15 protein-coding genes and 1 pseudogene are annotated in these 25,936 nt (G+C 53.3%); 12 read left to right on the top strand and 4 right to left on the bottom strand.

Annotated elements, in window-relative coordinates:
- Positions 1 to 6 precede the first annotated feature (6 nt).
- Complete coding sequence (gene mutS, locus I6N93_RS04500; RefSeq protein ID WP_085688233.1) at positions 7 to 2,565, bottom strand: DNA mismatch repair protein MutS; 2,559 nt, start codon at positions 2,563 to 2,565, stop codon at positions 7 to 9.
- A 270-nt stretch (positions 2,566 to 2,835) separates the two neighbouring features.
- Between mutS and I6N93_RS04505 the strand changes: the two genes are divergently transcribed.
- The 12 genes and pseudogenes from I6N93_RS04505 (at position 2,836) to I6N93_RS04560 (ending at position 19,711) form a co-directional block, all read left to right on the top strand.
- On the top strand, positions 2,836 to 3,492 hold the full coding sequence (locus I6N93_RS04505) for a phage integrase central domain-containing protein (protein ID WP_176222554.1): 657 nt from the start codon (positions 2,836 to 2,838) through the stop codon (positions 3,490 to 3,492).
- A gap of 77 nt (positions 3,493 to 3,569) precedes the next feature.
- Positions 3,570 to 4,452 (top strand): annotated as a pseudogene (locus tag I6N93_RS04510) (nucleotidyl transferase AbiEii/AbiGii toxin family protein).
- Positions 4,453 to 5,128: 676 nt separating this feature from the next.
- Complete coding sequence (locus I6N93_RS04515) at positions 5,129 to 6,787, top strand: methyl-accepting chemotaxis protein (RefSeq protein WP_085688154.1); 1,659 nt, start codon at positions 5,129 to 5,131, stop codon at positions 6,785 to 6,787.
- Positions 6,788 to 7,791: 1,004 nt separating this feature from the next.
- Entirely contained in the window at positions 7,792 to 8,898 is a 1,107-nt protein-coding gene (locus tag I6N93_RS04520; protein ID WP_085688152.1) for a glycerol dehydrogenase, read from the top strand.
- A gap of 289 nt (positions 8,899 to 9,187) precedes the next feature.
- Positions 9,188 to 9,838, top strand: a complete 651-nt coding sequence (locus I6N93_RS04525; protein WP_085688150.1) for a DUF421 domain-containing protein — start codon at positions 9,188 to 9,190, stop codon at positions 9,836 to 9,838.
- 272 nt (positions 9,839 to 10,110) lie between these two features.
- Positions 10,111 to 10,452: a zinc ribbon domain-containing protein YjdM gene (locus I6N93_RS04530; protein ID WP_085688148.1), complete on the top strand. Its 342-nt coding sequence runs from the start codon at positions 10,111 to 10,113 to the stop codon at positions 10,450 to 10,452.
- A 1,396-nt stretch (positions 10,453 to 11,848) separates the two neighbouring features.
- Positions 11,849 to 12,475, top strand: a complete 627-nt coding sequence (locus I6N93_RS04535; RefSeq protein WP_085688144.1) for a hypothetical protein — start codon at positions 11,849 to 11,851, stop codon at positions 12,473 to 12,475.
- A 715-nt stretch (positions 12,476 to 13,190) separates the two neighbouring features.
- A complete protein-coding gene (locus I6N93_RS04540) occupies positions 13,191 to 14,300 on the top strand; it encodes a 5-methyltetrahydropteroyltriglutamate--homocysteine S-methyltransferase (protein WP_085688142.1) in 1,110 nt (369 codons plus the stop codon).
- Positions 14,301 to 14,432: 132 nt separating this feature from the next.
- On the top strand, positions 14,433 to 16,088 hold the full coding sequence (locus I6N93_RS04545; RefSeq protein ID WP_085688140.1) for a multidrug ABC transporter permease/ATP-binding protein: 1,656 nt from the start codon (positions 14,433 to 14,435) through the stop codon (positions 16,086 to 16,088).
- A 332-nt stretch (positions 16,089 to 16,420) separates the two neighbouring features.
- A complete protein-coding gene (gene aroL / locus I6N93_RS04550; RefSeq protein WP_085688138.1) occupies positions 16,421 to 16,942 on the top strand; it encodes a shikimate kinase AroL in 522 nt (173 codons plus the stop codon).
- 86 nt (positions 16,943 to 17,028) lie between these two features.
- The gene (ppnP, locus tag I6N93_RS04555) at positions 17,029 to 17,313 is read left to right on the top strand and encodes a pyrimidine/purine nucleoside phosphorylase (RefSeq protein ID WP_085688136.1); all 285 of its coding nucleotides are present in this window, start codon (positions 17,029 to 17,031) and stop codon (positions 17,311 to 17,313) included.
- Positions 17,314 to 17,920: 607 nt separating this feature from the next.
- The gene (locus tag I6N93_RS04560; protein ID WP_085688231.1) at positions 17,921 to 19,711 is read left to right on the top strand and encodes a methyl-accepting chemotaxis protein; all 1,791 of its coding nucleotides are present in this window, start codon (positions 17,921 to 17,923) and stop codon (positions 19,709 to 19,711) included.
- 52 nt (positions 19,712 to 19,763) lie between these two features.
- Here I6N93_RS04560 and rdgC read toward each other — a convergent pair whose 3' ends face one another.
- The 3 genes from rdgC to sbcD form a co-directional block, all read right to left on the bottom strand.
- The gene (rdgC, locus tag I6N93_RS04565; RefSeq protein WP_112104295.1) at positions 19,764 to 20,675 is read right to left on the bottom strand and encodes a recombination-associated protein RdgC; all 912 of its coding nucleotides are present in this window, start codon (positions 20,673 to 20,675) and stop codon (positions 19,764 to 19,766) included.
- Between the two features lie 141 nt (positions 20,676 to 20,816).
- Entirely contained in the window at positions 20,817 to 24,500 is a 3,684-nt protein-coding gene (locus tag I6N93_RS04570) for an AAA family ATPase (protein WP_197669188.1), read from the bottom strand.
- Positions 24,497 to 25,729: an exonuclease subunit SbcD gene (gene sbcD / locus I6N93_RS04575; RefSeq protein WP_085690262.1), complete on the bottom strand. Its 1,233-nt coding sequence runs from the start codon at positions 25,727 to 25,729 to the stop codon at positions 24,497 to 24,499. Before sbcD ends, I6N93_RS04570 begins: the two co-directional genes overlap by 4 nt.
- Between the last annotated feature and the right edge of the window lie 207 nt (positions 25,730 to 25,936).

The following is a 25,936-nucleotide window of genomic DNA, read 5'->3' on the forward strand; positions in this document are numbered from 1 at the left end:
TTCGATTCAGAGCATCTTTTTCAACTGATAGAGCCAGTCAAGCGCCTGACGCGGAGTCAGCATATCGGGGTCGAGGGTTTCCAACGCTTCAATTGCGGCAGACGGCTCTTCGGGAGCCAGCAACATTAACTGGGCTCCGTCGATATGGCTGCTTGAAGCATTATTGGACAGCGTTTCCAGCTCTTTCAGTTTTTGGCGGGCGCGTTTGATCACGTCTTTCGGCACGCCGGCCAGCGCAGCCACCGCCAGGCCGTAGCTCTTGCTGGCGGCCCCATCCTGCACGCTGTGCATAAAGGCGATGGTATCGCCGTGCTCCAGAGCATCCAGATGAACATTGACGACGCCTTCCATTTTCTCCGGCAGATTGGTCAGTTCGAAGTAGTGGGTGGCGAACAGCGTCATGGCTTTAATCTTGTTCGCCAGCGTTTCTGCGCACGACCAGGCCAGAGACAGGCCGTCATAGGTCGACGTCCCTCGGCCGATCTCATCCATCAGCACCAGACTTTGCTCCGTCGCGTTATGCAGAATATTGGCGGTCTCGGTCATTTCCACCATGAAGGTGGAGCGACCTGACGCCAGATCGTCCGCTGCGCCGACGCGGGTAAAGATGCGGTCGACCGGGCCAATGACGGCCTGATCCGCCGGTACATAGCTGCCGATATGGGCCATCAGTACGATAAGCGCCGCCTGACGCATATAGGTACTTTTCCCGCCCATATTCGGACCGGTGATGATCAGCAGGCGACGCTGCGGGGACAGTGACAGCGGATTGGCGATAAACGGCTCGCTCAGCACCTGTTCCACGACGGGGTGCCGGCCGCCGGTAATCTTGATACCGGGCCGGTCGCTTAACGTCGGACAGATATAGTTGAGCGTGTCCGCGCGCTCCGCCAGGTTGGTCAGGACGTCCAGTTCCGCCAGCGCGCTGGCGCTTTGTTGCAGCGCCTCCAAATGGGGAAGCAGCATGTCGAATAACTGATCGTAAAGCGCCTTCTCCAGCGCCAGCGCCTTGCCTTTAGAGGTGAGAACTTTGTCTTCGTATTCTTTCAGCTCTGGGATGATGTAGCGTTCGGCGTTTTTCAGCGTTTGGCGACGCACATAGTGCATCGGCACCAGATGGCTCTGGCCGCGGCTAACCTGAATGAAATAGCCGTGTACGCCGTTGAAACCGACTTTGAGCGTATCGATGCCAAGCTTTTCGCGTTCACGGATTTCCAGTTTGTCCAGATAGTCGGTGGCGCCTGCGGCAAGGCTGCGCCACTCGTCCAGCTCTTCATTATAGCCGGTGGCGATAACGCCGCCGTCCCGGACCAGAACCGGCGGCGCTGCAACCAGCGCACGCTCCAAGAGATCGCGCAGCTCATCGAACTGGCCTATTTGGCTGGAAAGTCGCTGAACCGCATCAGCGTCGATTGATGACAGCAGGGCATGAATGTCCGGCAGTTGATGGAAAGCATGGCGCATTCTCGCCAGATCGCGCGGACGCGCCGTGCGCAGCGCCAGCCGCGCCAGAATACGCTCCAGATCGCCGACCTGACGCAGAAAAGGCTGCAATTCCACGGCCAGATCCTGTAGTGCTCCGATGGCCTGCTGACGTTGCGTTAACGTCTGAACGTGACGGCTCGGCATGTGCACCCAGCGTTTCAGCATTCGGCTGCCCATCGGCGTCACGGTACAGTCCAGCACGGCTGCTAACGTATTTTCGGGGCCGCCGGACAGGTTTTGCGTGAGTTCCAGATTGCGTCGCGTCGCGGCATCCATGATGATGCCGTCCTGCTGGCGCTCCATCGTGATGCCGCGAATATGCGGCAGCGTAGTACGCTGCGTGTCTTTGGCATATTGCAGCAGACATCCGGCAGCGCGCAGCCCGAGCTTGGCCTGTTCGACGCCAAAGCCCGTCAGGTCGCGCGTACCGAACTGCAGATTCAACTGCTGGCGGGCTGTATCCAGCTCGAACTCCCACAGGGGACGGCGGCGCAGCCCGTTGCGATGCTCAATAAGCGACATCAGTTCAAACGTCTCGGGGTAAAGCAGCTCAGCCGGATTAGTGCGCTGCAGTTCGGCGGCCATGCTTCCAGCATCGGCGGGTTCCGCCAGTCGAAAACGCCCTGAGCTGATGTCCAGCGTGGCATAACCGAATCCGCGACCATCCTGCCAGATAGCCGCCAGCAGGTTATCCTGACGCTCCTCAAGCAACGCTTCGTCGCTAATCGTGCCCGGCGTCACGATGCGCACGACTTTCCGTTCTACCGGCCCTTTACTTAAAGCGGGGTCGCCGATCTGTTCGCAGATGGCGACGGACTCACCCAATTGCACCAGCCGGGCCAGGTAGGTTTCCACAGCATGATGGGGGACGCCAGCCATTGGAATAGGCTCTCCCGCAGAGGCACCGCGTTTGGTTAATGAAATATCCAGCAGCTGCGATGCCCGCTTAGCGTCATCGTAGAACAGCTCGTAAAAATCGCCCATGCGGTAGAACAACAGGATTTCCGGATGTTCTGCTTTCAGCCTAAGGTACTGCTGCATCATGGGCGTGTGATTATCGAGGTTGTCGGTGGTTTTCATGCGGTTTTTTATAATCCATTGATTTTGAGTTATATTTTTTTGTTCTTGTGGGGTGTCGCCGTCGTACCGCAGCGAGCTGCTGAACATGTTCGCATTAAAGTCGGAATGCGACTCCTGCGTATCAATCAGCGGGTCATCATAGCGGAGTGCGTTCGACAGGAAAACAGGTTGGCAAAACGCTCTTGTTTAACGCCAGCAAAATGGTGAGACGGCGGACTAGCTTACCGACGACGCTAGCGGGAATAACAGGCTGAAAGAACATCTACGGCAATGGATATCTCGACCTTTATTGAACGCTATATTAGCTTAGCGACTTGCAAACTGACACAGGCAAAAGCGGGAAGCGCCCTGCAAACTTTGTGTGAAATGGCATGTTTGGAATTGCAGGAATTGACGCAAATCAGGAATGAAGGTCTCTGCCCTGCAACCGAGTTAAGAAAAAAAGCAAAAACAGATCTAAGAAAGCCAGAAACAGCCAACCCTGCCCTCATTTCTCAGAGATTGGTCGAGATTTATCTGTCGGAGCGAATTAAAGATCGTAATAGTACGGAGGGTAAAATCATCCCCGGAGCGCGTAAGAAGAAAGGGCAGATGGAAGTGCGCCGCATTTTGCAGCATGATGCGGTTGCTATAATAGGGGATAAGATTGCCGCCGAAGTGACGCGTAAGGAGATTATCGATCTGGTCAATATCGTGCTTGCACGCGGTGCCAACGTTCAGGCCGGACATTTATTGCGAGAGCTATCTTCAGCCTATGAATTCGCTATTGGCTCAGGCCGTCTCGATGAGAACTTTGCCAATTCGGCGCCGTTGGCGAAATCCAGTCTGCGGCAGATAAAAATCAAGCTGACTTGTGGTCGTGGAACACGTGTTCCGAATGAGAAAGAACCGGCTAAGTTTTCGCGTTGGCTCCCCGGTCCGCATTGACGTCGTCAATCAAGAATGTATTGCGCCTCACGCTATGACCGAGTGCCGAACCGGGGAAGTGTATAACATCGCTATTGATGCGATCATTGCCGCTTGTTGCCACAGAACGCCGTTTTGCATTAAAAGGCGGGACGGCGATTAACTTGTTTTTTCGTGATTTTCCCCGCTTATCGGTTGATATCGATTTGGCTTACATCACGCTGGAAAGCAGGAATGAGGCATTGCCAAATGTCCGCGCCGCATCGAACCATATTGCTGAAATACTGTAACGACAAGCCGATATTTCGGCGGTGCTGCAAACAAATCACCCTGATGAAATGCGCATTGTGGTTTCTTCTCAGAGGGGGCACAGATAAAGATAGAGGTGTCTCCTGTTGCGCGAGGTACGCTGTACCCTTCTGAGGAAAGTGATGTTGTTGACGCGGTAGAGGACGAAACCGGTTTTGCCACCGTTCAGGTTGTCTCTCTTGCCTACCTTTAGGGTGGTAAGCTTTGTGCCGCCATGGACAGGCAGCATCCCCGGATTTTTATGACGTCAAAATGCTACTCGAAACGCAGGGTATTGATCGCCGCATCTTTAATGGTTTCATCACTGATCTACTGGGACACCCATGCCCATTATCAGAGGTACCAAATCCCCGCTGGAAAGATATTTCTGAGCTATGTGCGCATGAATTTATCGGAATGACATTCGATGCGGTCTCTCTGGAAGAACTCAATGCGATACCCAAATTAATGGTGACTGCTTTCAAAGCACAATTCACGCGGCGGGACTATGATTTTTTGATGTCTTTCAAAAGTGGTCAACCAGATTGGAGTCTCGCGCCTGAAGACCAGATTGAGCATTCACAGGCGGTAAAATGGAAGTTGCAAAATATCGGTCGAATGCAAAAAGAAAAGCATATTCAGGCGCTGGAGAAGCTTGAAGAGGGGGGGGAGCGGGTGGCTGAAGTAGTTTAGGATTTTACTCTTACATTCACTGTTGGTTTAACTAAATTGTATTTTGTAAACTATATACAACAATCTATCGATGTACCTTGCCTCTTTCCACGCGACACGCAGTGTGTCGATAAGCTTCTACATCCCAATGCGTTATCCCACTCTTTTAACCCATCGGATCACACTTTGCCGATATGTTGATTGTTCGTTGAAGTACGGCTCCGCGCCAATCGGATATATTGTCTTTGTTCATCATTTCTACGTATTTGTGCTGAAAAATGCGTGGCTTAATGAATATTTATGGAATAATCCCCTTAGTTAAGGATGAATAATTCTTCACGATTATGGGTGATGTTTCACTTTTCTTGGCATCAGTTCCTCTGTCTTATTTTTGATCAAGCAATGACTGATAATCTGTCTGTCATCAGAGCATAAATATAGGCGCGATTTTCCATGCCTTTCCGAATGCCTTCCGCGTGATATTCAATGTCAAAAGACAGTCGTATTGAAGCCCACTGAGTTAATTTGTTATTTATAATCAATGGTTTTTTGTGTTTAGGTTGATCTTGGTTGGCTTTTTGATAAAAAGTCGGTACCAAGTCATATTTAGAGTCCAATTGAGCTTAACTGCGCGCTTTCTCTGCCGATAGTAATCATGTCGGCAATATCGTCACTTTGCTCATTTATAGGACTTATCATGTCAATAAAACGCTTCTCTTTTATTATTCTTGGTACACTTTTACTTATTTTTTTCGCCAGTACGATATCGAATGTCTGGATGCTGATACGCAGCAACGATTCACTGGATAGTGTGAATAAAGAAATACGCGTTGTGCTGTCGGTCATTGACCCCATCAATCACAGCCGCACCATGCGAGTACGTATCATGGAATATATGGAGGATATGGAAGAAGGGGGCCGTCAGAATTCCCAGACGATGCGGGAGGGCGTAAACGCCGTCCTGGCGAAAGCGGATGCGGCATTTCAGGCTTACCTTAATGCTCCCAAGCAACCGTCGGAAGGTCCGCTGGCCGACGCGTATCGCACCACTTATCTCGCCTATCGTCAGGATGGATTGCAGCCTCTGCTGGATGCGGCTGCCAAAAACGACGAACCCACATTTTATGCGCAGCTGGCGGTTGTCCGAAAGCTGGACCGTCAGTACGAAATCGCACTGGATAAACTCCTGGAATTCCGTGAGCAATATGCCAAACAGCTGAATCAGGATGCGCAGAGTAACTTCACCTTCTCAATGGCCCTGATTGTTATCTCCGCTGTGGTGTTTATCGCTATCATCGCCGGGATGATTTTCCTGCTGAAACGCTTTGTTCTGGATCAACTGGGTATTGCCAAAGATCACTGCAGTCAGATTGCCCGCGGTCATCTGGAAACCTCGGTGAATGTGCATCTGAAAGGCGAGATTGGCGATCTGATGCGCTCCATGGAGCAGATGCGTCTCTCACTGGTGCAGATTATCGGGCAGGTGCGCAACTCGAGCTATACCGTCGCTCACGCGTCCCAGGAAATTGCGGCGGGCAACATCGACCTGTCTTCCCGCACAGAACAGCAGGCGTCCGCGCTGGCGCAAACGGCGGCGAGCATGGAAGAGCTGGGCGCGACCGTCAAACAGAATACGGCGAACGTGTATCAGGCGACTAGCCTGACTCAGGACGCGGTGAAAGCGGCGCAGGAGGGGGAAAAGGTGGCCAAAGAAGTGGGTGAGACCATGCTGGGCATCACCTCTAGTTCGAAGAAAATCGAAGATATTACTAGCGTCATCAACGGTATTGCATTCCAGACCAATATACTGGCATTGAACGCGGCGGTAGAAGCGGCCAGAGCCGGAGAGCAAGGGCGGGGGTTCGCTGTTGTGGCCGGTGAGGTCCGCAATCTGGCGCAGCGCAGCGCTCAGGCGGCAAAAGAGATTGAAGGGCTGATTAGCGAATCGGTGAGCGGCGTGCGTATGGGATCGGAGCAGGTCACGAAGACCGGAGAGGCGATGTCCGCCATTATCACCTCCATCACGCGCATTAACGATTTGATGGGAGAAATCGCCACGGCGTCCGACGAGCAGAGCCGCGGTATCGGTCAGATAGAACAAGCGGTGACGGAAATGGATGGCGTGACGCAGCAAAATGCGGCGTTGGTTCAGGAATCCGCGGCAGCAGCCGCGTCGCTGGAAGAGCAGGTGCATCATCTGACTCACGCCGTCTCCTCTTTCAAACTCCCCGCAGATGAAAACACGCTGTTACGGCCTACGCTAACGAAGAAAACGTCATCTTCCTCCAACGCCAAAACGCTGCCTGCGAGCACCGGCAGTAAGAAAACGGGCGAGGATAACTGGGAAAAATTCTAACAACAGGCGCGTCAATCACTCACCGCTGTTAAGTTTTCCCAAGCTGTGGCGGTGACCCGGGTAACTGGCCGAGCCGTATAATGGATATACGGTCAGCAAGTGGACTTCCCGTTTGCCGACAGGCGGTTGGCGATAGGGTGTCGCGGACTGGCAACCTGCGATGCCCGCCTGCCCGGCGTTCGCCCTCTAATTCCCCTTTCTTGTCTTCTCTTCTCTATTTCACGATGAATCGCGATGTCTTGTGGCAGGTCTCTTATGGGAAGTGCTGCGCCGGTCTGGTGGTAATACACCCCCCGTTTTCGTGTGATAACGGCGCTGCTGTCACTGATTTCCGCTCCGATAATCCATCGCATCGGGCAGTTATTTGAATCAGTAATTAGAGAGCCACTCGGTGATTATTTGAACCGATTGTCCGGGAGATAATCGGTTTATTTTTCTTTAATGTCGCAACAACCGGTCGGAAATGATGCCGTATTTATCATCAAATAGGCTGAGTGAAAATGGGGAATGATGATTTAAATGAAACTTATTTTCCTAAGAATAAAAAGATGTTTTCATTCGGGGAGTAATAGTTGTCAAAGCGTAATTTTATGGCCTGGGATCAGGCTAATTGGGGACTCGGGGAGATTAAAAAACGGCACCTGTTTTTATATTCAAATCCCGAGTCATTTCATCAGGTATTGTTGTTTTATTGTCCTTTTCTCAGTTTTATAATTTGTTTTTTAGTTAAAAAACAATGGATTGAGTTTTTAGGTGTGTGGAGCGTGGTATCACACACTTCTAATGTAATTTTATCGAAAAAATTCATTGATTTTTATTCCTTTTATAGCGTTTTTTTGTTTTGTTTTTCATGTTTTACCGGTTTTTGATTTGCGGCAACACGGGTTTGATAAAAATGATTACTTTAGTTTCATAATGGCGGTGTTATTATATCGCGACACCAGGTTGCCGTACGGGTAATCAAACTGGCACGGCAAAACTTAATGATTCAGGAGCTTCAGATAATGAAAACGCCTCGCACTATAACCTCTCCTAAAAAATTCTTTATCGGCAATGGTATTCTCAATCAGCTTCACGATTTCGTAAAAGATTTCGGAGATAACGCATTAATCATTTGTGACGAATTCATTCTGCAAAAAGTCAAAGATGACGCCGTTCCGCCCCTGCTTGAAAAGGGGATGAAATGTACCGCCGAGAAATTCAATTACGAGTGTACCGACGTTGAAATCAATCGCCTTGGCGACATCGTCAACGCTCAGAAAGCGAATATTATTGTCGGCGTGGGCGGGGGTAAAACGCTTGACGTATCTAAAGCTGTGGCGTTCTACCAGAAACTGCCTGTCATCCTGTTCCCGACTATTGCGTCTACCGATGCGCCTTGCACCGCGCTGTCCGTTATCTATAAAGAAAACGGCGAATTTGACCGTTACCTGTTCCTGCCTCAGAACCCGGATGCGGTGATTGCGGACACCGCTATCATTGCTTCTGCGCCGGTCCGTTTCTTTGCGGCGGGCGTGGGTGATGCGCTGGCGACCTATTTTGAAGCTCGCGCCTGTTATCAGGCGGACGGCATCAACCTGGTGCTGAAAAAACCGTCAAGAACGGGGCTGGAACTGGCAAAACTGTGTTATCAACTGCTGAGTGAAAATGTTGAATCCGCCATGGATGCCATCAAAAACAAGGTGGCGACGCCTGCGCTGGAACAGTCGATTGAAGCGACCATCTATTTGAGCGGCGTCGGCGCTGAATCCGGTGGTCTGGCGGCCGCCCATGCGGTGAATAATGGGATGTCCGTCGTGCCGGATTTGCACAGAGCTCAGCACGGTGAAAAAGTGGTGTTCGGCCTGCTGACGCAACTGGTGCTGGAAAACGCGCCGGTGGCTGAGTTTGATGAAGTGATTCGCATCATCAAAACGGCCGGCCTGCCGTTGACGCTGGAAGATATGGGACTGAAAACGTTTGTTGAAGCCGAATGGCGTAAAGTGGCGGAAATCGCCTGCCACAAAGACGACACGATGGGCAACATGCCGATGGAAGTGACCGCAGACGATGTTTACAACGCGATGGTCGCGGCTAACAGCCTGGCCGAGCGTTACAAAGCGAAAGCCTAACGTTAAAACCCGCAATGCTTCATGCCGACCCGCTCGCCGGGTTGGCATGTCTTTGTCTCTCCATTTCGTGCGGCACGCTTTTGCTAGGCCGCGCCAGCTGAACCTCCTTTATCATCCACCGCAGCATTGCGTACCGCTAATAGGCTGCCTGGTCGTGATGCTATGGCGGATTATTATTCGGCATGAATTAATTCCTGGCGGTGCCGAGGTCAGGCGAAGTTCTCATTCTCTATTATACTGTCTTCGGTCATAAAACTGAGGCGCAGCAGACGCTGTGAATAGAGCAGAGATGGAATATTATTGCTTAGTATTAATTAAGTTCATTATTGGTTTTACCATTGTTATCACTCACCTGAATATTTCAGGTAAAACACAGTTATCGCAAATGACGCCGGTGGATTTCATCGGTAACTTCGTTCTCGGGGGGATTATCGGCGGGGTTATTTATAGCGACAGCATACCGCTTTACCAATACATCATCGTATTATTTATCGGCGTCGGACTTATTTCATTGCTGAATTTCATCAGCAAGCATTTTCATCTGTTTCGTTCTATCGCTATTGGCGATCCTTTGCCGATCGTCAAAAAAGGCCGTTTTCTAATGGAAAATATCCTGCGACAGAAAAACAAAATCGATATCCTCAATGTCGCTTCACAGCTTCACTCGCAGGGGATTCGTTCATTTCAACAAATCACCTATGCGCAGATCGAGCCCGGCGGTCAGTTGACGGTGGTCTGCGAAGACACCGAAATGCCCTCTGTGATTGTCATGAAAGATGGCGAAATCCGGCGAAGAGAGTTGGAACAAATCGAAAAAGATGAGGATTGGCTGGCAAAACAGCTCAGAAGGCATGAACTCAAAGAAGACGACATCTTTATCGCCGAATTTTGGGACGGCAATATGATGTTTATCCTGCGTGATGGTTCGATCATTAAATAGCGTATGTGCGCAATTCGGCGAGATAGCAGCCGTTTCGTTCGGTCGAACCTTCGGCATAGACGCCGATAACTTCCTGTCGAGCAGCTTCTTTTTCCCTTTACCGGGACCGTCAACCTGCGTTGATGGTCCCGGTTTTCGTGTCGCCCGAAAGACCTTTACGTAAAGATGGCTACTCAGCGGGGCCTTAAAACGTTAAAATATGCTCAGCTAAATATACTGCTATTGATTTTATTTGTTTTTTACATACATTTTTTATTTTTAGGAATTTTATCATGCAACAGCTACCCAATTGCCCAAAATGCCAATCTGAATACACCTGGCAGGACAACGACATGCTGAACTGTCCTGAGTGCGGGCATGTTTGGTCAATGGCGGGTGAAGCCGCGGAGCAGGAAGAGGGACTGGTCGTTCGCGATGCCAATGGCAACCTGCTGGTTGACGGCGACACGGTCACCGTGATCAAGGATCTGAAAGTGAAGGGCAGTTCTACTCCGCTTAAAATCGGTACGCGCGTGAAAGGGATCCGTTTGGTGGAAGGCGACCACAACATCGACTGCAAAATCGACGGTTTCGGCGCGATGAAGCTGAAATCCGAGTTCGTGAAGAAGAACTAATCCGTCGTTCTCTTGCTTCCTGAAATAGCCGTATTGATTTCAGGAAGCGTCTCTGTTTATTTATTCCACGCGTTAAATTCTCGGTATTTTTAATTACCTCGTTTTTTTATTCCGTAGACTTTTTGATTACCTCCTCCTATTAGCTGAATAAACAATGAATAATACTTTGGCGCAGCGGTATTTTATTTCGACGTACAATAATGAAACTATTTATTTCATGGCACCTTACCGTCGATGATGAGGCGTTCGAAGGGGGGCGCTATCCAGAGAGCAGCCCGGCAGTCACCCGTTCCAGCGCGAGTTCGGTCAAATCGATGGTGGCGCTGAGGTTAAAAACATCGCTCAAGAGATTGTGGGTCGCTTTTTATATTGGCTTGACCACCAGCGAGCGGAGCCGGTTGTTGCGTTGGGCCAGCTCTGGGGCTGCGGGTTCAGGCTGGTGCCTGACTCCCCTGAGGGGAGTGTCGTTTCGTCACTGCTGCCTGCCTTGCTGGATTTTATGCTGCCGCGTCATATGATTAGCCAGTCCCTGCATGGATAGCGACGGCGTTTTTTTGCAGCAGGTGCTGAAATGTCGGCCTCTGATAGTCATAAGGCGCCCTATACTCATGCAGTCTGACTCCAGCTCTAAACAGACGTTTTGCGCCTCCGTGATGATAAAGCGGACATACGCCAACTGCTCTCGTACAAGTGCCCGCTTCCGGTATCGACGAACAGCGCGATAGAATCGCACCTGTCGTTGGAGACCGAGGCCTGGCCGGATTTAATATAGCGATTGATCGGCACGTAGAGGCCTCCGTCGTTCACGACCGGCAGTCTGACCTGAACTTCATTCCTCGTTGAAAAGCTGCAGCACCGTCGCATTGCCTGTCGACGGCGATACCACGTGCTTCTCAATACACAAATCCTGTGCGCTGGGGATCTCAAGAGAAAATAGTGGGTCGAAATACCGAAAGGGCATATCGCGTATTATCTTTGTACTGGATGTCGTTTTGTAAAAAATAACGATGGCGTATGAGGGAATCATGACATCCGTTTTCAACGGGAAATCTGTACAAGGGTGAAATAGTAGCGTGTGCCATGAATAGCCTATTTTTATTCTTTTTTAGTCTTAACAAAAAAATACATTAGCCGATATATTTTAGAGAACAGACTCTTTTTTGACGCTGAAGTCAGCAATCGCTAATTCATGATGTCCTTTCATGGCAAGACGACAGAGGAGCCTGTTTTTTTAATGTGTGATATTCGCCACCAGGAGCCTGTTTGCATTTCCCATAATCGCTGTCGGGATGACGGCATTTGAACTTTATTTCAATGTTTTGGTGTTAGTTATTACGATAACTTGTAATTTTTACGGTGTGACGGCATTAATTGAAATATAACAAGGAGACACATTGTGGCCATATCGGGTATTGAGACACACAGTCAAAACGTTAAGCCTTATTATCCCCTCGTGACATCCATTAACGTGGCGAATAAGAGCGGCTCATCCACGGCGGATAACACAGGCGGTTTTCCGCTGGACAGTCAGACGACGACGAACTGGGACGACGCTTCCACGCCGACGTTTACCACGGCGATCGTGAGCGCGTCGGATTCAACTCAATCGACCGACGAGCGGCTGAAGGATCTGGAGACCCAATTACAGTCTCGCGAAGCCGAGCAGGCTAAGGACGATAGAGAAGAAGTGCAGTCCGACTCGCTTGAACGTTCTCTGCAAATGATGAATGGGATCCCCATGTACGGCGGCACGTTGGTGTCGATGATCAGCTACCCCGACGGGAGTTGGGAAGCATACGATGCTTTCTCCGGCCAGCCCGTCACCACCGAAGAGTTGGTGAATATGGGGCAAGACGGCAGCAGTTCGGACAGCAATATGTTCAGCTTCTACAGCAAAGGGATATACAAAGGCCTCTCCGCCGCTGAAATTTATGAAAAGATACAGCAGATGATGGGAAATGGTTCGGAAGAGATGACCTGGGGAATAATCGGTTCTTCTAAAGTCTCTTCGACGAACTCATAATGATGACTTCGTTGTTTTCCGAGCCTGCTATGGGCGTAGGGGGAGCCGGGCAAAAGTTATTCCAGGCAGTCAGGAGCGACGCCAGTTGTATCTTGACTTTCACACCGCTTCGGACGAATTGGCGTTTTGAACGGCGACCGGAACATTAGTATTTATCCTTATTAATGATGAACCCGCTTTATGTGCTGTTGGCCACCGACAAATCTTCATGCTACACACCTTGTTGATACGAGCGGACCGCCTTTTCCGGTCCGCCCGTATTGACGTTAACGCCAGGGTGCATAACTTATCTTCAGCGTTACGCATCAAACTTTCTTCGTTTTCCATTCTTCAATAACCAAAACCGCCGTCACCTCGGGAAGTCCGACGAGTTCAACACGTTTCTTCGGGTATCCTTGCGCTGAATAAGTTGCCTGACCGCCTCATTCGCCCCCGGTTTATACGACGCTTTTCCCGTTTTCACTCTTCGATACCGGCCCTTCCTGTGATGGGCTCGGTGAAAAACCGGATCTAAATGTTTCAAGAAAAATAATTACTAAAAGTGACTCTTGCTAGCAACTTCAATAAGTTAAGCAATCTTTCGTCATCACTGACCGACCGGTGTTCGCTGTAAAGGGGCGATATCTGCCGCCAACGCGGCCTGGTGATGGCGTTAAGTGAAAGACAGAGCGCAAAGAAGCGCAAATTACTCAAGATATCAAAAGGATCCGTTTTCATGAGTCGTACCACTCACACGTTGTTTCCTCCTTTCCATGCCGAACACCTCGGTAGTCTCGTATGCCCGCCGCGGCTACGACAGGCGCGTCAGGATTGGGAACTGGGGCGGCTTTCTCACGACGCACTGGCTAAAATCGAAGACGAAGAAATCATGCATGCGATAGACCAGCAGAAAGCCTGCGGATTGCGTGTACTTACCGATGGTGAACTGAGATGCGTATGCCGGAAGACCGATTTTTTCACGCATTTCTCGGGTATCGAGCGGCTCTCCGAACCGTCCGCCGGGAGAAAGAAAGGCGCGATCGGCATGAAGATTGTGGGAGAGATTGAATTTGATGCATCCCACCCGTTTCTATCGCATTTTCGCTTTCTGCATCAAGCCATCAGCCGCGAATCTGAGCTGCTGGCCAAGCAGACGCTGCCCAGCCCAACCATGCTGCTGTGTCCCTCCCTACGCAATAACGCGTGTTATCCGTCGCTTGAGGCTTACGGTAGCGCGTTGTCCCACGCCTACCGTCAGGTGATTCGGGCATTTTATGAAGCGGGTTGCCGCTATCTACAGTTTGACGACGCGATGTGGGCTTCTCTATCCGATCGCGCTGTCATCGCTCGCGAGCAGGGCATGGGTAACGATCCGCAGTATCTGCTGGAGTTGTACATTCGTACACTAAATCAGGCGATAGCGGACAAGCCGGAAGACATGTTTATCAGTCTGCATCTGTGCCGGGGCGGGTTTTCCGGTAACTGGCGCTATGGCGACGATTTCAATGCCATGACTTATGCGATGACACACGCACTGGTCGATTGCCTGATGGTGGAATATGACGATCTCCGTCCGGCGGAACTGGAGTTGCTCCGTCATATCACCCATCAAAAGGTCGTTCTCGGAATTGTGAGCAGCCGGCAGGCTGAGCTGGAGGATCCGTCGCGGGTCATGATGGCGGTCAATACGGCATCCCTGTATGTGCCGCTGCGCAGGCTGGCGCTGAGTCCGACCTGCGGTTTCGCCTCAGGAAATGGGGATGCCGTTTTGAGTGAAGCGGAGCAGTGGGCCAAGCTCAAGCACGTCGTCGACATCGCAAAAGCCGCCTGGAAGATCCCTGATTAAGCCCGGGGCTCTGGGCGCAGGTCAAGGTGATGGGCGACGCTTATCGCAGTCGCCTTTCATCTAATCACCGATTGATATCGTTTTGCCGCTAACTAAACTGGCTGCATCCAACTTCCTATCAAGCGGGATCCTATGAAGCTGATTCACCTTGTTTACCGGCGACATCGCTGGCCTTTTATCGCCGTCATCTTCCTGAGTCTGGCCAGTGCGGCGCTGGGAATCGGCCTGATCGCGTTCATTAACCAGCGGCTGATTGTCACAACGCACTCAGATCTCTGGGTCTTGCCGCAGTTTCTGGGCTTACTTCTGCTTTTGATGGTGGTTACTCTAGGTGCCCAACTGGCGCTGACGCTATTGGGGCACCATTTCGTCAGCCGTATGCGCGGGGAGCTCATCAAACGCATTTTGGATACTGGTCTGGAGCGCATTAACCATATTGGTCATGCTCAACTGCTGGCCAGCCTCTCTAACGATATCCGCAGTATCACTATTGCTTTCGTCCGCCTGCCGGAACTGGTGCAGGGCGTCGTCCTGACCGTAGGAGCGGCCTGCTATCTGGCGTGGCTGTCGCCGCGGATGATGCTGTTTACCACGCTGTGGGTGACAATCACCATCTGGGGCGGTTTTTGGCTGGTTTCCCGCGTATACCGCCATTTCAACCGCGTTCGGGACATGGAGGATAGTCTGGATGAAGACTATGAACGGGTCATTTCAGGAGGTAAAGCGCTGAGACTGAATCGGGACCGCGCCCGGCGGCTGTACGAAGAGGATTATCAGCAGCATGCCATCGAATATCAGCACCATATCGTGTGTGCTGACTCCTATCATCTCAGCGCAATCAACGGGTCGAACATTATGATGCTGGGCACGATCGGCGCGGCGTTCTTCATGGCCAACAGTCTCGGATGGGCGGACAACGCGGTGGCCGCGACCTATTCGCTGACGCTGTTGTTCCTGCGCACGCCGTTGTTGCAGGCGGTTGGCGCATTGCCGACGCTGCTCAGCGCACAGGTGGCGTTTGATAAACTGCGCCGACTTAAGCTGGACCCTTATCAGGAAGGTTTTCCGGCGTTCGCCGCGCCTCAGCACTGGCAGTGCGTCGAGCTACGCGACGTCCGCTTTCGCTATGGTCAATCCGGCTTTGACGTCGGTCCGATCAACGTGCGTATTCGACGTGGTGAACAGGTGTTTGTCATTGGTGGCAACGGCAGCGGAAAGTCCACGCTGGCGATGCTGCTGACCGGGCTTTACACGCCGGTCAGCGGCCAGATTCTGTTGGATGGCAATCCGGTGTCGCTGCCGGACTATCGGGCGCTGTTTTCCGCAGTCTTCACCGATTGTCACCTGTTTGACCGCTTGATGGGACCGCAAGGCGAAGCGCCGCCAACGGGGCTGATCGAACGCTGGGTGGAACGTCTCGATATGCAGCACAAACTGAAGCTAAACGGGGCTCAAATCGAAAACCTGTCGTTGTCTCAGGGGCTGCGTAAGCGGGTCGCTTTGCTGCTGGCGCTGGCGGAGCAGCGAGAAATCCTGCTGTTGGACGAATGGGCCGCGGATCAGGATCCCCAGTTTCGACGCGTGTTTTATCAGATGTTGTTGCCGCACCTGATGGCCGAAGGCAAAACGGTCATCGCCATTAGTCATGACGATCGCTACTTTGGCCTGGCGGATCGGCTACTGGAGATGCGCGCCGGCCAACTGGTTGAACTGACCGGACAGTCTCGTGCCGACGCCAGCCGCGATGCCGTCGCGAGGACCAGTCGTGAGGAGGGGGGAGAGCGCTGACAAACCGTTTTTCGTCGCGGCTTTTCGTCGGCGTTGGGTAATCGCCGCGTTGCGGCGGTTCAATATTCTTATTCATTCGCTTTGCTTGTATGATTCAACTCTGGGTATGACAGAAGCCGGCTAATGCGCTGGTCGTCGGCTAAGAGCCTCTCCCCGGCGGGCAATGTCAGCTGCATTTGGGCTCTGACATGCTCGAATAGGCTCCGACATGCTCGAAATCCGCTCGTACTTTCGTGTCCGTGCCGGTTTCTTCACGCTATTGGGCCCAAATGGGCGGCGGCAATTACGCCTTGTGGGATAGGTTCTATGATTAATTAAGGACTCGTCATTACATGACACGACCGATTTTTATGGTTGGCGCCAGAGGGTGTGGCAAGACTACCGTGGGAGGAGCGCTGGCGCGCGCGCTCGGCTATCAGTTCGTCGATACCGATATTTTCATGCAGGAAACCAGCCAGATGACGGTGGCCGATGTCGTAGCAGCGGAAGGCTGGCCGGGTTTTCGCCGCCGCGAGAGCGCAGCGCTTCAGGCGGTGACGCAACCAGAAAGCGTGATTGCCACCGGCGGCGGCATCATCCTGCTGGAGGAAAATCGCCGCTTTATGCAGGAGCGGGGAAGCGTCATCTACCTGCATGCGCCGGCAGGACTGTTGGCCCAACGGCTGGTTGACGATCCCCTGGCTGAACAACGGCCGACGCTGACGGGGCGCCCTATCGCGGTGGAGATGGCGTTGGTGCTGGCTGAACGCGAGGCGTTCTATCAGTCCGTCGCGCATCACGTCATTGATGCGACACAGACCCCACAATCCATTGTGGCGGATGTATTGCAGGCGCTCAGACTGGCGGCGGCCTGAGCTCGCATTGCGGGCGATAGCCCATGCGGCCTTTTTCCAAAATGATTTTTCATAACACGATGACTGTTCGATAAGAGGATGTTTGTATGTTGCAGGTGAACGAGTATTTCTCAGGAAAAGTAAAATCGATTGGCTTAGACAACAGCGTTGATGGCCGCGCGAGCGTTGGGGTAATGGCGGAGGGCGAGTACACCTTCGGGACCGGTCAGCCAGAAGAAATGACGGTCATCAGCGGCGCGTTGAACGTGCTTCTGCCGGGCGCGGTGGAGTGGCGATTGTTCTCCGCAGGGGAAACGTTTTCCGTGCCGGGGAAGAGCGAATTCAATCTTCAGGTCGCCGAACCCACGGCTTATCTGTGCAAATACCTTTGATTCAGGTCGTCTGAAAGGCGGGCACCGCCGGAAACGGTGCTCGCTTCGTCAACGCCTTCGGATTGGGTTGTGTCATATTCCATTCCCCTCGCCGTTTATTTCTTCGCAACGTTGTCAGCGCGTCATTCTTTTTCTCTGCACTTTTTCCTGAAGAAATCATGGTCCGCCTATTTACGCTTTGATGCGTTATTTTCCTTATGATGAAATAAATTGAATCTTGGCTTGAGGCTATTTATTTATTGCGAATTGCTATGTCGGTCGCTATTTTCGGCGCATTATCGGCAGTCAAAATAAAAACTTTATATGCTTTTTTTATAATATAAAAATTGCCTATGGAATTCGGCGTTCTATTTTTTGGCGTTGATCGGAAGCGTAACTCATCAATATTTATTCTATTTTCTTATATTTAAAAAAAGGACATAACGCTGTGAATAATTGTCCTTCCGTTGTATTTTGCTGAAGGGGCCCGCGGCGGTGCGGGAGAAGATAGTGCTTGTCAGGGAGGGAAAGCGAAACGCGGCCTAATTCATAAAGAAAAGAAAACCTCTGAATTGATTGAGGTATTTTTATCGGATATTTAAATCTTTATTACAAGTGGTTGACTATGATGCTCAAGACTACACGCGCACGTATTTTGGCTGTATGTACCGCAATTATCGTATTTTCTCTGATGGTTAATACCTTCCTGAATTACAAGGTGGCAGGGGAATATAACGATAAATCCATTAACAATATGTTATCAGCCGTGACGGAAAGCCACAGCCTGGCCATTGGCGACTGGGTGGAATCGAAAAAACAGATGATGGCCTCGTTGTATGACGTTGCTGTGGGTAGCGACGATCCTGTGCCGATATTCCGGCAGATCACCCTGTCGGGCGACTTTATCAATGTGTATATGGGCTACCCCAACGGAACGGCGAAGTTCGTCGAGACCGGCGGCATTCCCGCGGACTATAACCCAACGCTACGGCCGTGGTATCAGCAGGCGGTGAAAGCCGGAAAGCCGCTGGTAACCGCTCCCTACGTGGACATGGTCACGAACACCATTGTAGTGTCGTTTGTCGCACCGGTGGTGGATAACGGCACGCTTAAAGGCGTGGTCGGCAGCGATATGGCGATGAAGAATGTGATCGCCAACGTCAACGCCATTCATCCCACCACGGAGAGTTACGGCCTGCTCATTCAGGCCGACGGCACCATCATCGCCCATCCCAACCCTGAGCTGACGATGAAACCGCTGAAGGACATCGCGCCTGAGGTGGCCTTAGATCGCATTCTGTCCGCCAAAACTCCCGTCGAGGTGACGCTCTCCGGCGTCAGCAAACTGGTGCTTGCCAAGCCCGTCGCAGGGACGGACTGGTATGTGCTGGTGGCGCTCGACAAGGCGCAGGCGAGGGAAGGGATGGATTCGCTGCTGCTCACGTCGGTGATCACGCTGGTGGTCATTGCGCTGCTTGGCTCGCTGATCGTCGGCCTGATGGTGAATTCGTCTCTGCGACGTCTGCTGCAAGTGCGTGATGCGATGGACGACATCAGCAACGGAACCAATGACCTGACCCTGCGCTTGCCGGATGACGGTCACGATGAAGTAGCGCAGATTGCACGTTCGTTTAACAGCTTCGTTGATAAGCTCAGCATGATTATGCTGCAAATCCGCGATGTGAGCGCCTCGCTGCAGATGGCGGCCAACGAGATTTCTGCAGGTAATAACGACCTGTCCTCTCGTACTGAAGCCTCTGCCGCGAGCCTACAGCAAACGGCGTCGGCGCTGGAACAGATTTCGGCGACGGTCACTCAGTCGGCGGGATCGGCTCAGCACGTGAATGAGCGCTCGCTGATACTGGCGAAAGATGCCCGCAGCGGTGGGAAAGTGGTCTCGGACGTGATTGTGACCATGGACGAAATCGTGGTGGCCTCCGGTAAAATCGGCGACATCATCGGCGTCATTGACGGCATTGCATTTCAGACCAACATTCTGGCGCTTAACGCCGCCGTCGAAGCCGCCCGAGCGGGCGAGCAGGGCAGGGGGTTCGCGGTCGTTGCCGGAGAGGTGCGTGCGCTTGCTCAGCGTAGCGCCCAGGCGGCGAAAGAGATCAAAGACCTGATCGAATCAACGGTACGCAGCGTGGGCGCCGGTTCAAAACAGGTGCGTCAGGCCAGTAGCACCATGAGCGAAATCGTCGGCGGCGTGTCGACGGTGACAACGGTGATGTCGGAGATCACCCATGCATCGGAAGAGCAAATGCGCGGGATTCAGGAGATCAACAAGGCGATGGCGCAACTGGACTCGATGGTGCAGCAGAATGCAGCGTTAGTTCAGGAGTCCGCCGCCGCGTTTGCCTCGCTGCAATCGCAAACCGAGGAGCTCAATTCGGCGGTGAGCCACTTCAAACTGTAATTAACATCCCCCCGCCTCTTGGCGGGGGATGTTGAGGAAGTAAAAGAGAGGCTTAACGCGGAGCTTCGCCGCCCAGCGCTTCTATCAGGTTAGCGATGAGCGCCGCCAGTTCAGCGGTCATCAGAATAAAATCCGCATCGAATTTCTGTGCAAAATCCTCCCGGTCGATATCGTCATTCTGCTCGCGCAGTTCGTCTGAGAACTTCAGGCGTTTCAACGACCCATCGTCCGACAGCATCAGCTGAATGCGTTCCTGCCAGTCCAGCGCCAGTTTGGTAACCAGTTTGCCCGCTTCGATATGTACGGCAATTTCGTCGCTGACCAGATCCTGTTTTTTGCAGCGGATCACGCCGCCGTCTTCCAGAATGGCCTTCAGCTCGGCTTCGTCCTGCAACGCAAAACCCTGCGGCGTTGTGCCGGAGCGGACCCACTCGGTCATCGTCAGCTCGATAGGGCTTTCCATCGTTAGCGGCACGACGGGCAGAGAACCGAGCGTTTTGCGCAGCAGCGCCAACGTATCTTCCGCCTTTTTGGCGCCGGCGGCGTCGACCATAATCAGGCCGTTGACCGTATCAATCCACAGCCAGATCTGGCTGAATCGGCTGAACGCCCGCGGCAGTAGGCTATGCAGCACTTCATCCTTGAGAGCGTCTTTCTCGGTTTTTTTCAGTTTGCGGTGCTGTTCGTTTTCCAGCTTATCGATTTTGGATTCCAGCGCCTGCTTGATGACCGGCGACGGCAGGATTTTTTCCTCTTTGCGGGCGCAGATCAGAATTTGGCCGTTAACTTCGTGCGTCAGGGCTTCGCTGTGGGAACCCATCGGCGATACCCAGCCGCTTTTAGTCATGTCCTGACTGCCGCACGGCGTGAAAGAGAATGAGGCCAGCTGCTTTTCCATCTCGTCCGCAGACAAACGGACATCGCGGCTGAGGCGATAAATCATTAAATTTTTAAACCACAGCATTCTGTTGTTCCAGGCTAATGCGCAAAAAGAGGACGCGCGCAGGATTAATGTCAGCGCGCATGATAACGACTGAGGCGGGCGACGTTAAGATAAAAACGAGGTGCCGTCGACCGCCGGACTGGCGCAGGGATGAAGCCGGGGTTATTTGACCGCGTACTGACTGTCCAACTGACTGATCCCTAACCCGTTGCGTTTTTTCACACGGATTTGCACCTGAATTCGCTCTTTCATCGCCTCAACGTGGCTGATGACGCCGATGGATTTCCCCGTCGCGTTGAGGTTGTCGAGCACGTCCAGCGCGGAGTCCAGCGTGTCTCCGTCCAGCGAGCCGAAGCCTTCGTCGAGGAACAGCGAGTCGATGCGGGTCTTGTTGCTCACCAGATCGGAAAGCGCCAGCGCCAGCGCCAGGCTGACGAGGAAACTTTCACCGCCGGAGAGCGTGCGGGTATCTCGCGTGGCGTCCGCCTGCCAGGTATCGACCACCTGCAGTTCCAGCGTGTCGGAGGCTTTACGCTGTAGCATGTAGCGCCCGTGTAAACGTGATAGCTGACGGTTGGCCAGATACACCAGGTGATCCAGCGTTAGCCCTTGCGCAAATATTCGGAACTTATGGCCACTCTGGGAGCCGATAAGCTGATTGAGCTGCGCCCAGTCTTCGCACTGCTGCCTGCGCCGTGCGACCTCTTCCAGTAAGGTACGCTGTTTATCGTGCAACTGCTGGTCGCTTTGCAGCTGTTGGCGGATCTCGCCCTGCTGCTGCGCGCCGTTTTTCAGGATGTTGCCAAGTTCGACCAGCATCTGCAGCACGTCCACATAGACCAGGTCTTCCGGCAGCGATTTCGGTCTGACCGCTTGGTGCTGGGCCAGTTTTTCATTCGCCTGCGCGTGTAGCGCATCGGCCTGCTGTTGACGCTGGCTAAATCGATCTTTCAGCGCGGTGAGTTGCTCGCGCGCCTCTTCGCTCAACAGCGCGCCGGTGAAGTCGTTTTCATCATTGAACGGGCTGGCCTGCAACGCTTCGGTAAAGCGCTTTGTCACCTCGTTCAGGGTATTTTCGGTGCGTTGCAATTGCTGTTCCAGCGACTGTTTCTCGCCGGTCATCCGGCTGAGTTGAGACTGACCTGACTGCCATTTCTCCTGCGCCAGCCGGAGGTCGCGTTCGTCATCCTGCGCCTGCTGACGCAGGTGCGTCAGTGCCTCTTTAACGCTCTGATTGCCTAACAGATTCCAGCGTGACTGCTGCGCCGTTTCCAGCGATTGCCGTGTTGCTTTCAACTGTTGCTGCAACATGGCGAGAGCCGTCTCTGTTTCTTTCAGGCGTTGTTGCGTATGTTCGGTGCCGGTACTCAGCGCCGATAGCCTGGGCTCGCACAGGTGCTGTTCGTGTTCGTTCTCCTGCCAGCGCTGCCATTCACGCCGACGGAGGTTCAGCCAATCTTCTTGCTGGGCATCGGCGGGAGCGACGAGATGGAGCTCGGCCAGTTTATGGCTCAGCGCATTGTGCAGCCGCGCCAGCTCCTGCTCGGTTTTCTCCTGCGCAAGCCGCAACTCCTCTCGGGACTGCGTCAGCGCTTCCCGTTGCTGCGCATTCAGCGCCAACTGCTGTTCAGTCTGCTGCAGCGACTGCTGCGCGGAGGTCAGTAAATCCTTACTATCCTGGATCTGTCGTCGAGTTTGCTCACGCTCGGCGAGCTGAGACTGCAAGGCTTTCTCCTGTTCGTCGCACTGCGCCTGCCAGTGGACGAACGCTTCCGGTTGATTGAAGTCAAAGTCGATATGCAAGCGCTCACTGACGCTTTGACACTCTTGCCGTAGCGTGGTGATTTCATCGCTAATCTTGTCCAGTCGCAGCTGCATCTGTTGCCGCTGCTGCTGCAACAGATGCAGCTGGGTTGAGGTCTGTACCACTTTAGCCTGTAATGCTTCGACTTCCTGACGCAGCGCGTGCAGCCGCAGTTGGGTTTCTGATGGACGCAGCGACTGATAGCGCTCAATCGCCGGATGATGCGTGGAGCCGCACAGGGGGCACTCTTTGCCGGGTTGCAGCTGTTTTCGCTCGCTTTCCAGATTGGCGATGCGCAGTTCCAGTTCGTGGCGCTTATCCAGATCGTCAAAGTGGCCGACGCGCAGGTGATGCTCACGGCGTTGTTGTTCCAGCTCTCGTTCCAACTGCTGGATACGATGCCCGTCGTCCAGCAACTGAGACTCCAGCAGGGTGTGCTGGCTGAGCAGGCTTTGCAATTCGGTGACGCGGGCGGCGAAGCGTTGACGTTCATGGCGCTGGTCCGCCAAATCGCTGAGCTGTTGGCGTAAGCCGTCCGTCGGTTGGGCCGTCTCGCGTTCATGCAGGCGTTGCTGCAACTGTTCGTCATTTCGCTGGATGCCTTCCGTCGTCTTTCGCTGCGCCTGCTGTTTTTCCAGCAACGTAGCGCGCTGCTGCTGGCAATAATCGGCTCGGACCTGCTGCTCGGCAGCCTTTGCCTGCTGCGTCTTCAGCTCCCGCTGTAAGGCCTGCAACTGGGGAAACTGCGCTTCCCATAACGGAATGTGGCTGCCCCAGTACTGGTAAACGCTGTGTTGCTGCCTGAATTCGGCGATTTGGGCCAGCCGCGCTTTAACCTGCTCGCGCTCCTGACGCAGCGTGGACTGTTTTTCGATCAGGTCTTTTTGCAACTGTTTCTGCTGGTCTTGCGACTGCTGCTGCTGGTCGCGTTGTTCCCGTAGCGTCGCGATACGCTGGTCCAGCGGCTGGACCTGCTCGTTGATGATTGTTTCCTGCCGCTGGCGTTCTTCGGCATGGTGTTGCTGACGCGCTGCCGCATTTTCTTTCTGCGTTTGCAGTTGCGCCAGCGTGCTCTGCTGTTGCGTCATTTGCAGATCGAGTTTGGCGACAAGATTCGCGAGGAGCGTCTTTTCCTGCGCATAACGTTGGCGCTCACTGTAGATCGGGCGCAGTTTTTCTGCGGGAATACTGGCCTCCAGACGCGCCAGTTGGGGCTTTGCCTGAACTCTGTCTAACTGTAGCGACCGCTGTTTTTCCTCACTCGATATAAGCGCGCGCTGATGTTCTTGCAGCGTTTCAAACCAGCGCTGATGGGTGGCGATATCGTCGCGATGACGCGTGTTGTCCTGCTCCTGTAGCTGTAGCTCGCTGAGCTGTTGTTCGAGCTCGGCACGCCGTTCGCTGCTCAGACATTCGATACCGCCCGCCTGCGCCTGCAGCTGTTCGAGCGCGCTTTGCGCCGCTTTATGCTGTTCAAAGACGCGCTCGGAGATCCGTCCGTAGATGTCCGTGCCGGTCAACTCTTCCAGCAATTCGGCGCGCTTACTGGCTTCAGCGTTAAGGAAGGCCGCGAACTGACCCTGAGACAGCATCATGGACTTGGTGAAACGGTCAAAATCCAGCCCGGTAATCTGCGCGATGGTCGCCAGCTTGTCGCTGACTTTATCGGTGATGATTTTGCCGTCCGCGCAGCAGGCGAGCTCCACTTTCGGCGCCTGCAGGTTGCCGTCCGGCGCGTTGCGGGCGCGGCGCTGGCTCCAGAATGCGCGATAGGCAGTGCCTTTTACCTCAAACTCGACTTCGGCCAGGCATTCCGCAGTGTGGCGAGTCATTAGCTCATTCTGACTGGGGCTTACTTTCAGACGCGGGGTCTGGTGGTATAGCGCCAGGCAAATAGCGTCCAGCAGGGTCGTCTTACCGGCGCCGGTGGGGCCGGTGATAGCGAACAGACCGTTGCTGACAAACGGCTCGCGGGTGAAATCGATTTTCCATTCACCCTGCAACGAGTTGAGGTTTTTCAGCCGTAGACTCAGAATCTTCATGCTTTTGCCTCCTGGCTATCGTCCACCACTTCCTGCAACACCTGAGTGAACAGCGTGCGCAAATGTTGCTGTTGTCGCTCCTCCAGATCCGATTCCAGCGCCAGCCGTCTCTCGAAGACTTCTTCGGGGAGGAGTTCGTCCAGCGTCTCTTTCTCCTGCTGAACCAGCATTTGCAGATGTTGTTCGCGTGCGCGGCGTAACAGCACCACTTCCACGTTCAAGTCGTCCGTCAGGTTCTGAATATGTTGCTGGATGTCGCTCAGGTAGTCCTGCGTGGCGATTTCAATATCCAGCCAAACCGGTTTTTCGCCGTCGTATTCGCGAAAACCGGCAAGTCGGCGTTCGATCTCGGGCAGACTGCCTTTGACCAGTTGCATCGGTTGAAATGCAGGGATCGTCAGGGGCGCGACGTCTTCGAGTTTGTCCTGCTCGAAACGCACCAGATACACCGATTTCTCGTGATTCAACTCGTCGAAACTGAGGGGGATCGGCGAGCCGCTGTAGCGGATGTGTTCCGTCTGAGCGATGCGCTGAGGACGGTGGATATGACCGAGAGCGATGTAATCCGCCGGCGGAAACGCCTGAGCGGGAAAAGCATCCAACGTACCGATGTAGATATCCCGAACTGAGTCCGTGGCGGTGACGCCCACGGTCGTTAGGTGCCCGGTGGCGATAACCGGCAGCGCGAGGCCCATTTCATCGCGGCGGCGCACGGCAAGCTGATAGCTGCGCTGATAGTGGTCGGCAATCGCTTCCTGCAACGCCCGCTGTTTGTCGGCGCCCGACTGTCCGGCCTGGCTGGTGAGCACGTCGCGCGGCCGCAGGAACGGAATAGCGCACAGCAGTGCGCCAGGTTCGCCCTGTCGGTTGTTCAGTACGATGACCTGCTGTTCGATATCACCTTCGCAGCTCGCAATGACCTGCGTGTTCAGGCAGGAGAGCAGCAGTCGCGACTCGTTAAGCGTGGCGACGGAATCATGGTTACCGCCTAAAATGACCAATTGACAGCCGGTCTGATGGAGCTCGACCACAAAGCGGTTGTACATTTCCCGGGCGTAGCTCGGCGGCGTGCCGTTATCGAAAATGTCGCCGGCCACAACGACGGCATCGACGTGATGCTGCTCCACCTGCTCAATCAGCCAGCGCAGAAACGCCTGATGTTCTGCGGCCCGGCTCTTGGTATAGAAGTACTGTCCAAGATGCCAGTCGGAGGTATGGATAATTTGCATGGAGCGTCCTGTTGAGGCGTCGGGGTTGGCTGAATGTTACGATTATCGGCGATTATAGACAGACAGTTTAGGGCTGTCTCAGGGAATATCCGCCCCGATGCGGTCAGTTAACAGGATATGACGAGGAAATCGCTTTATCATAAATCTGTCATAAAACTGACGCATAATCCCCACCGCACGCCAATAGCGACGATTAACGGCAGGATT

It is taken from the genome of Lonsdalea populi (assembly GCF_015999465.1).
Classification (GTDB): Bacteria; Pseudomonadota; Gammaproteobacteria; order Enterobacterales; family Enterobacteriaceae; genus Lonsdalea; species Lonsdalea populi.

Bases quoted from the DNA above. Each gene is read 5' to 3' on its own strand.
- I6N93_RS04560 (WP_085688231.1), top strand. From the start codon at position 17,921: ATGCTCAAGACTACACGCGCACGTATTTTGGCTGTATGTACCGCAATT.
- I6N93_RS04525 (WP_085688150.1), top strand. From the start codon at position 9,188: ATGGAATATTATTGCTTAGTATTAATTAAGTTCATTATTGGTTTTACC.
- ppnP (WP_085688136.1), top strand. From the start codon at position 17,029: ATGTTGCAGGTGAACGAGTATTTCTCAGGAAAAGTAAAATCGATTGGC.
- I6N93_RS04540 (WP_085688142.1), top strand. From the start codon at position 13,191: ATGAGTCGTACCACTCACACGTTGTTTCCTCCTTTCCATGCCGAACAC.
- I6N93_RS04515 (WP_085688154.1), top strand. From the start codon at position 5,129: ATGTCAATAAAACGCTTCTCTTTTATTATTCTTGGTACACTTTTACTT.
- sbcD (WP_085690262.1), bottom strand. From the start codon at position 25,729: ATGCAAATTATCCATACCTCCGACTGGCATCTTGGACAGTACTTCTAT.
- I6N93_RS04545 (WP_085688140.1), top strand. From the start codon at position 14,433: ATGAAGCTGATTCACCTTGTTTACCGGCGACATCGCTGGCCTTTTATC.
- I6N93_RS04520 (WP_085688152.1), top strand. From the start codon at position 7,792: ATGAAAACGCCTCGCACTATAACCTCTCCTAAAAAATTCTTTATCGGC.
- aroL (WP_085688138.1), top strand. From the start codon at position 16,421: ATGACACGACCGATTTTTATGGTTGGCGCCAGAGGGTGTGGCAAGACT.
- I6N93_RS04530 (WP_085688148.1), top strand. From the start codon at position 10,111: ATGCAACAGCTACCCAATTGCCCAAAATGCCAATCTGAATACACCTGG.
- mutS (WP_085688233.1), bottom strand. From the start codon at position 2,565: ATGAAAACCACCGACAACCTCGATAATCACACGCCCATGATGCAGCAG.
- I6N93_RS04570 (WP_197669188.1), bottom strand. From the start codon at position 24,500: ATGAAGATTCTGAGTCTACGGCTGAAAAACCTCAACTCGTTGCAGGGT.
- I6N93_RS04505 (WP_176222554.1), top strand. From the start codon at position 2,836: ATGGATATCTCGACCTTTATTGAACGCTATATTAGCTTAGCGACTTGC.
- rdgC (WP_112104295.1), bottom strand. From the start codon at position 20,675: ATGCTGTGGTTTAAAAATTTAATGATTTATCGCCTCAGCCGCGATGTC.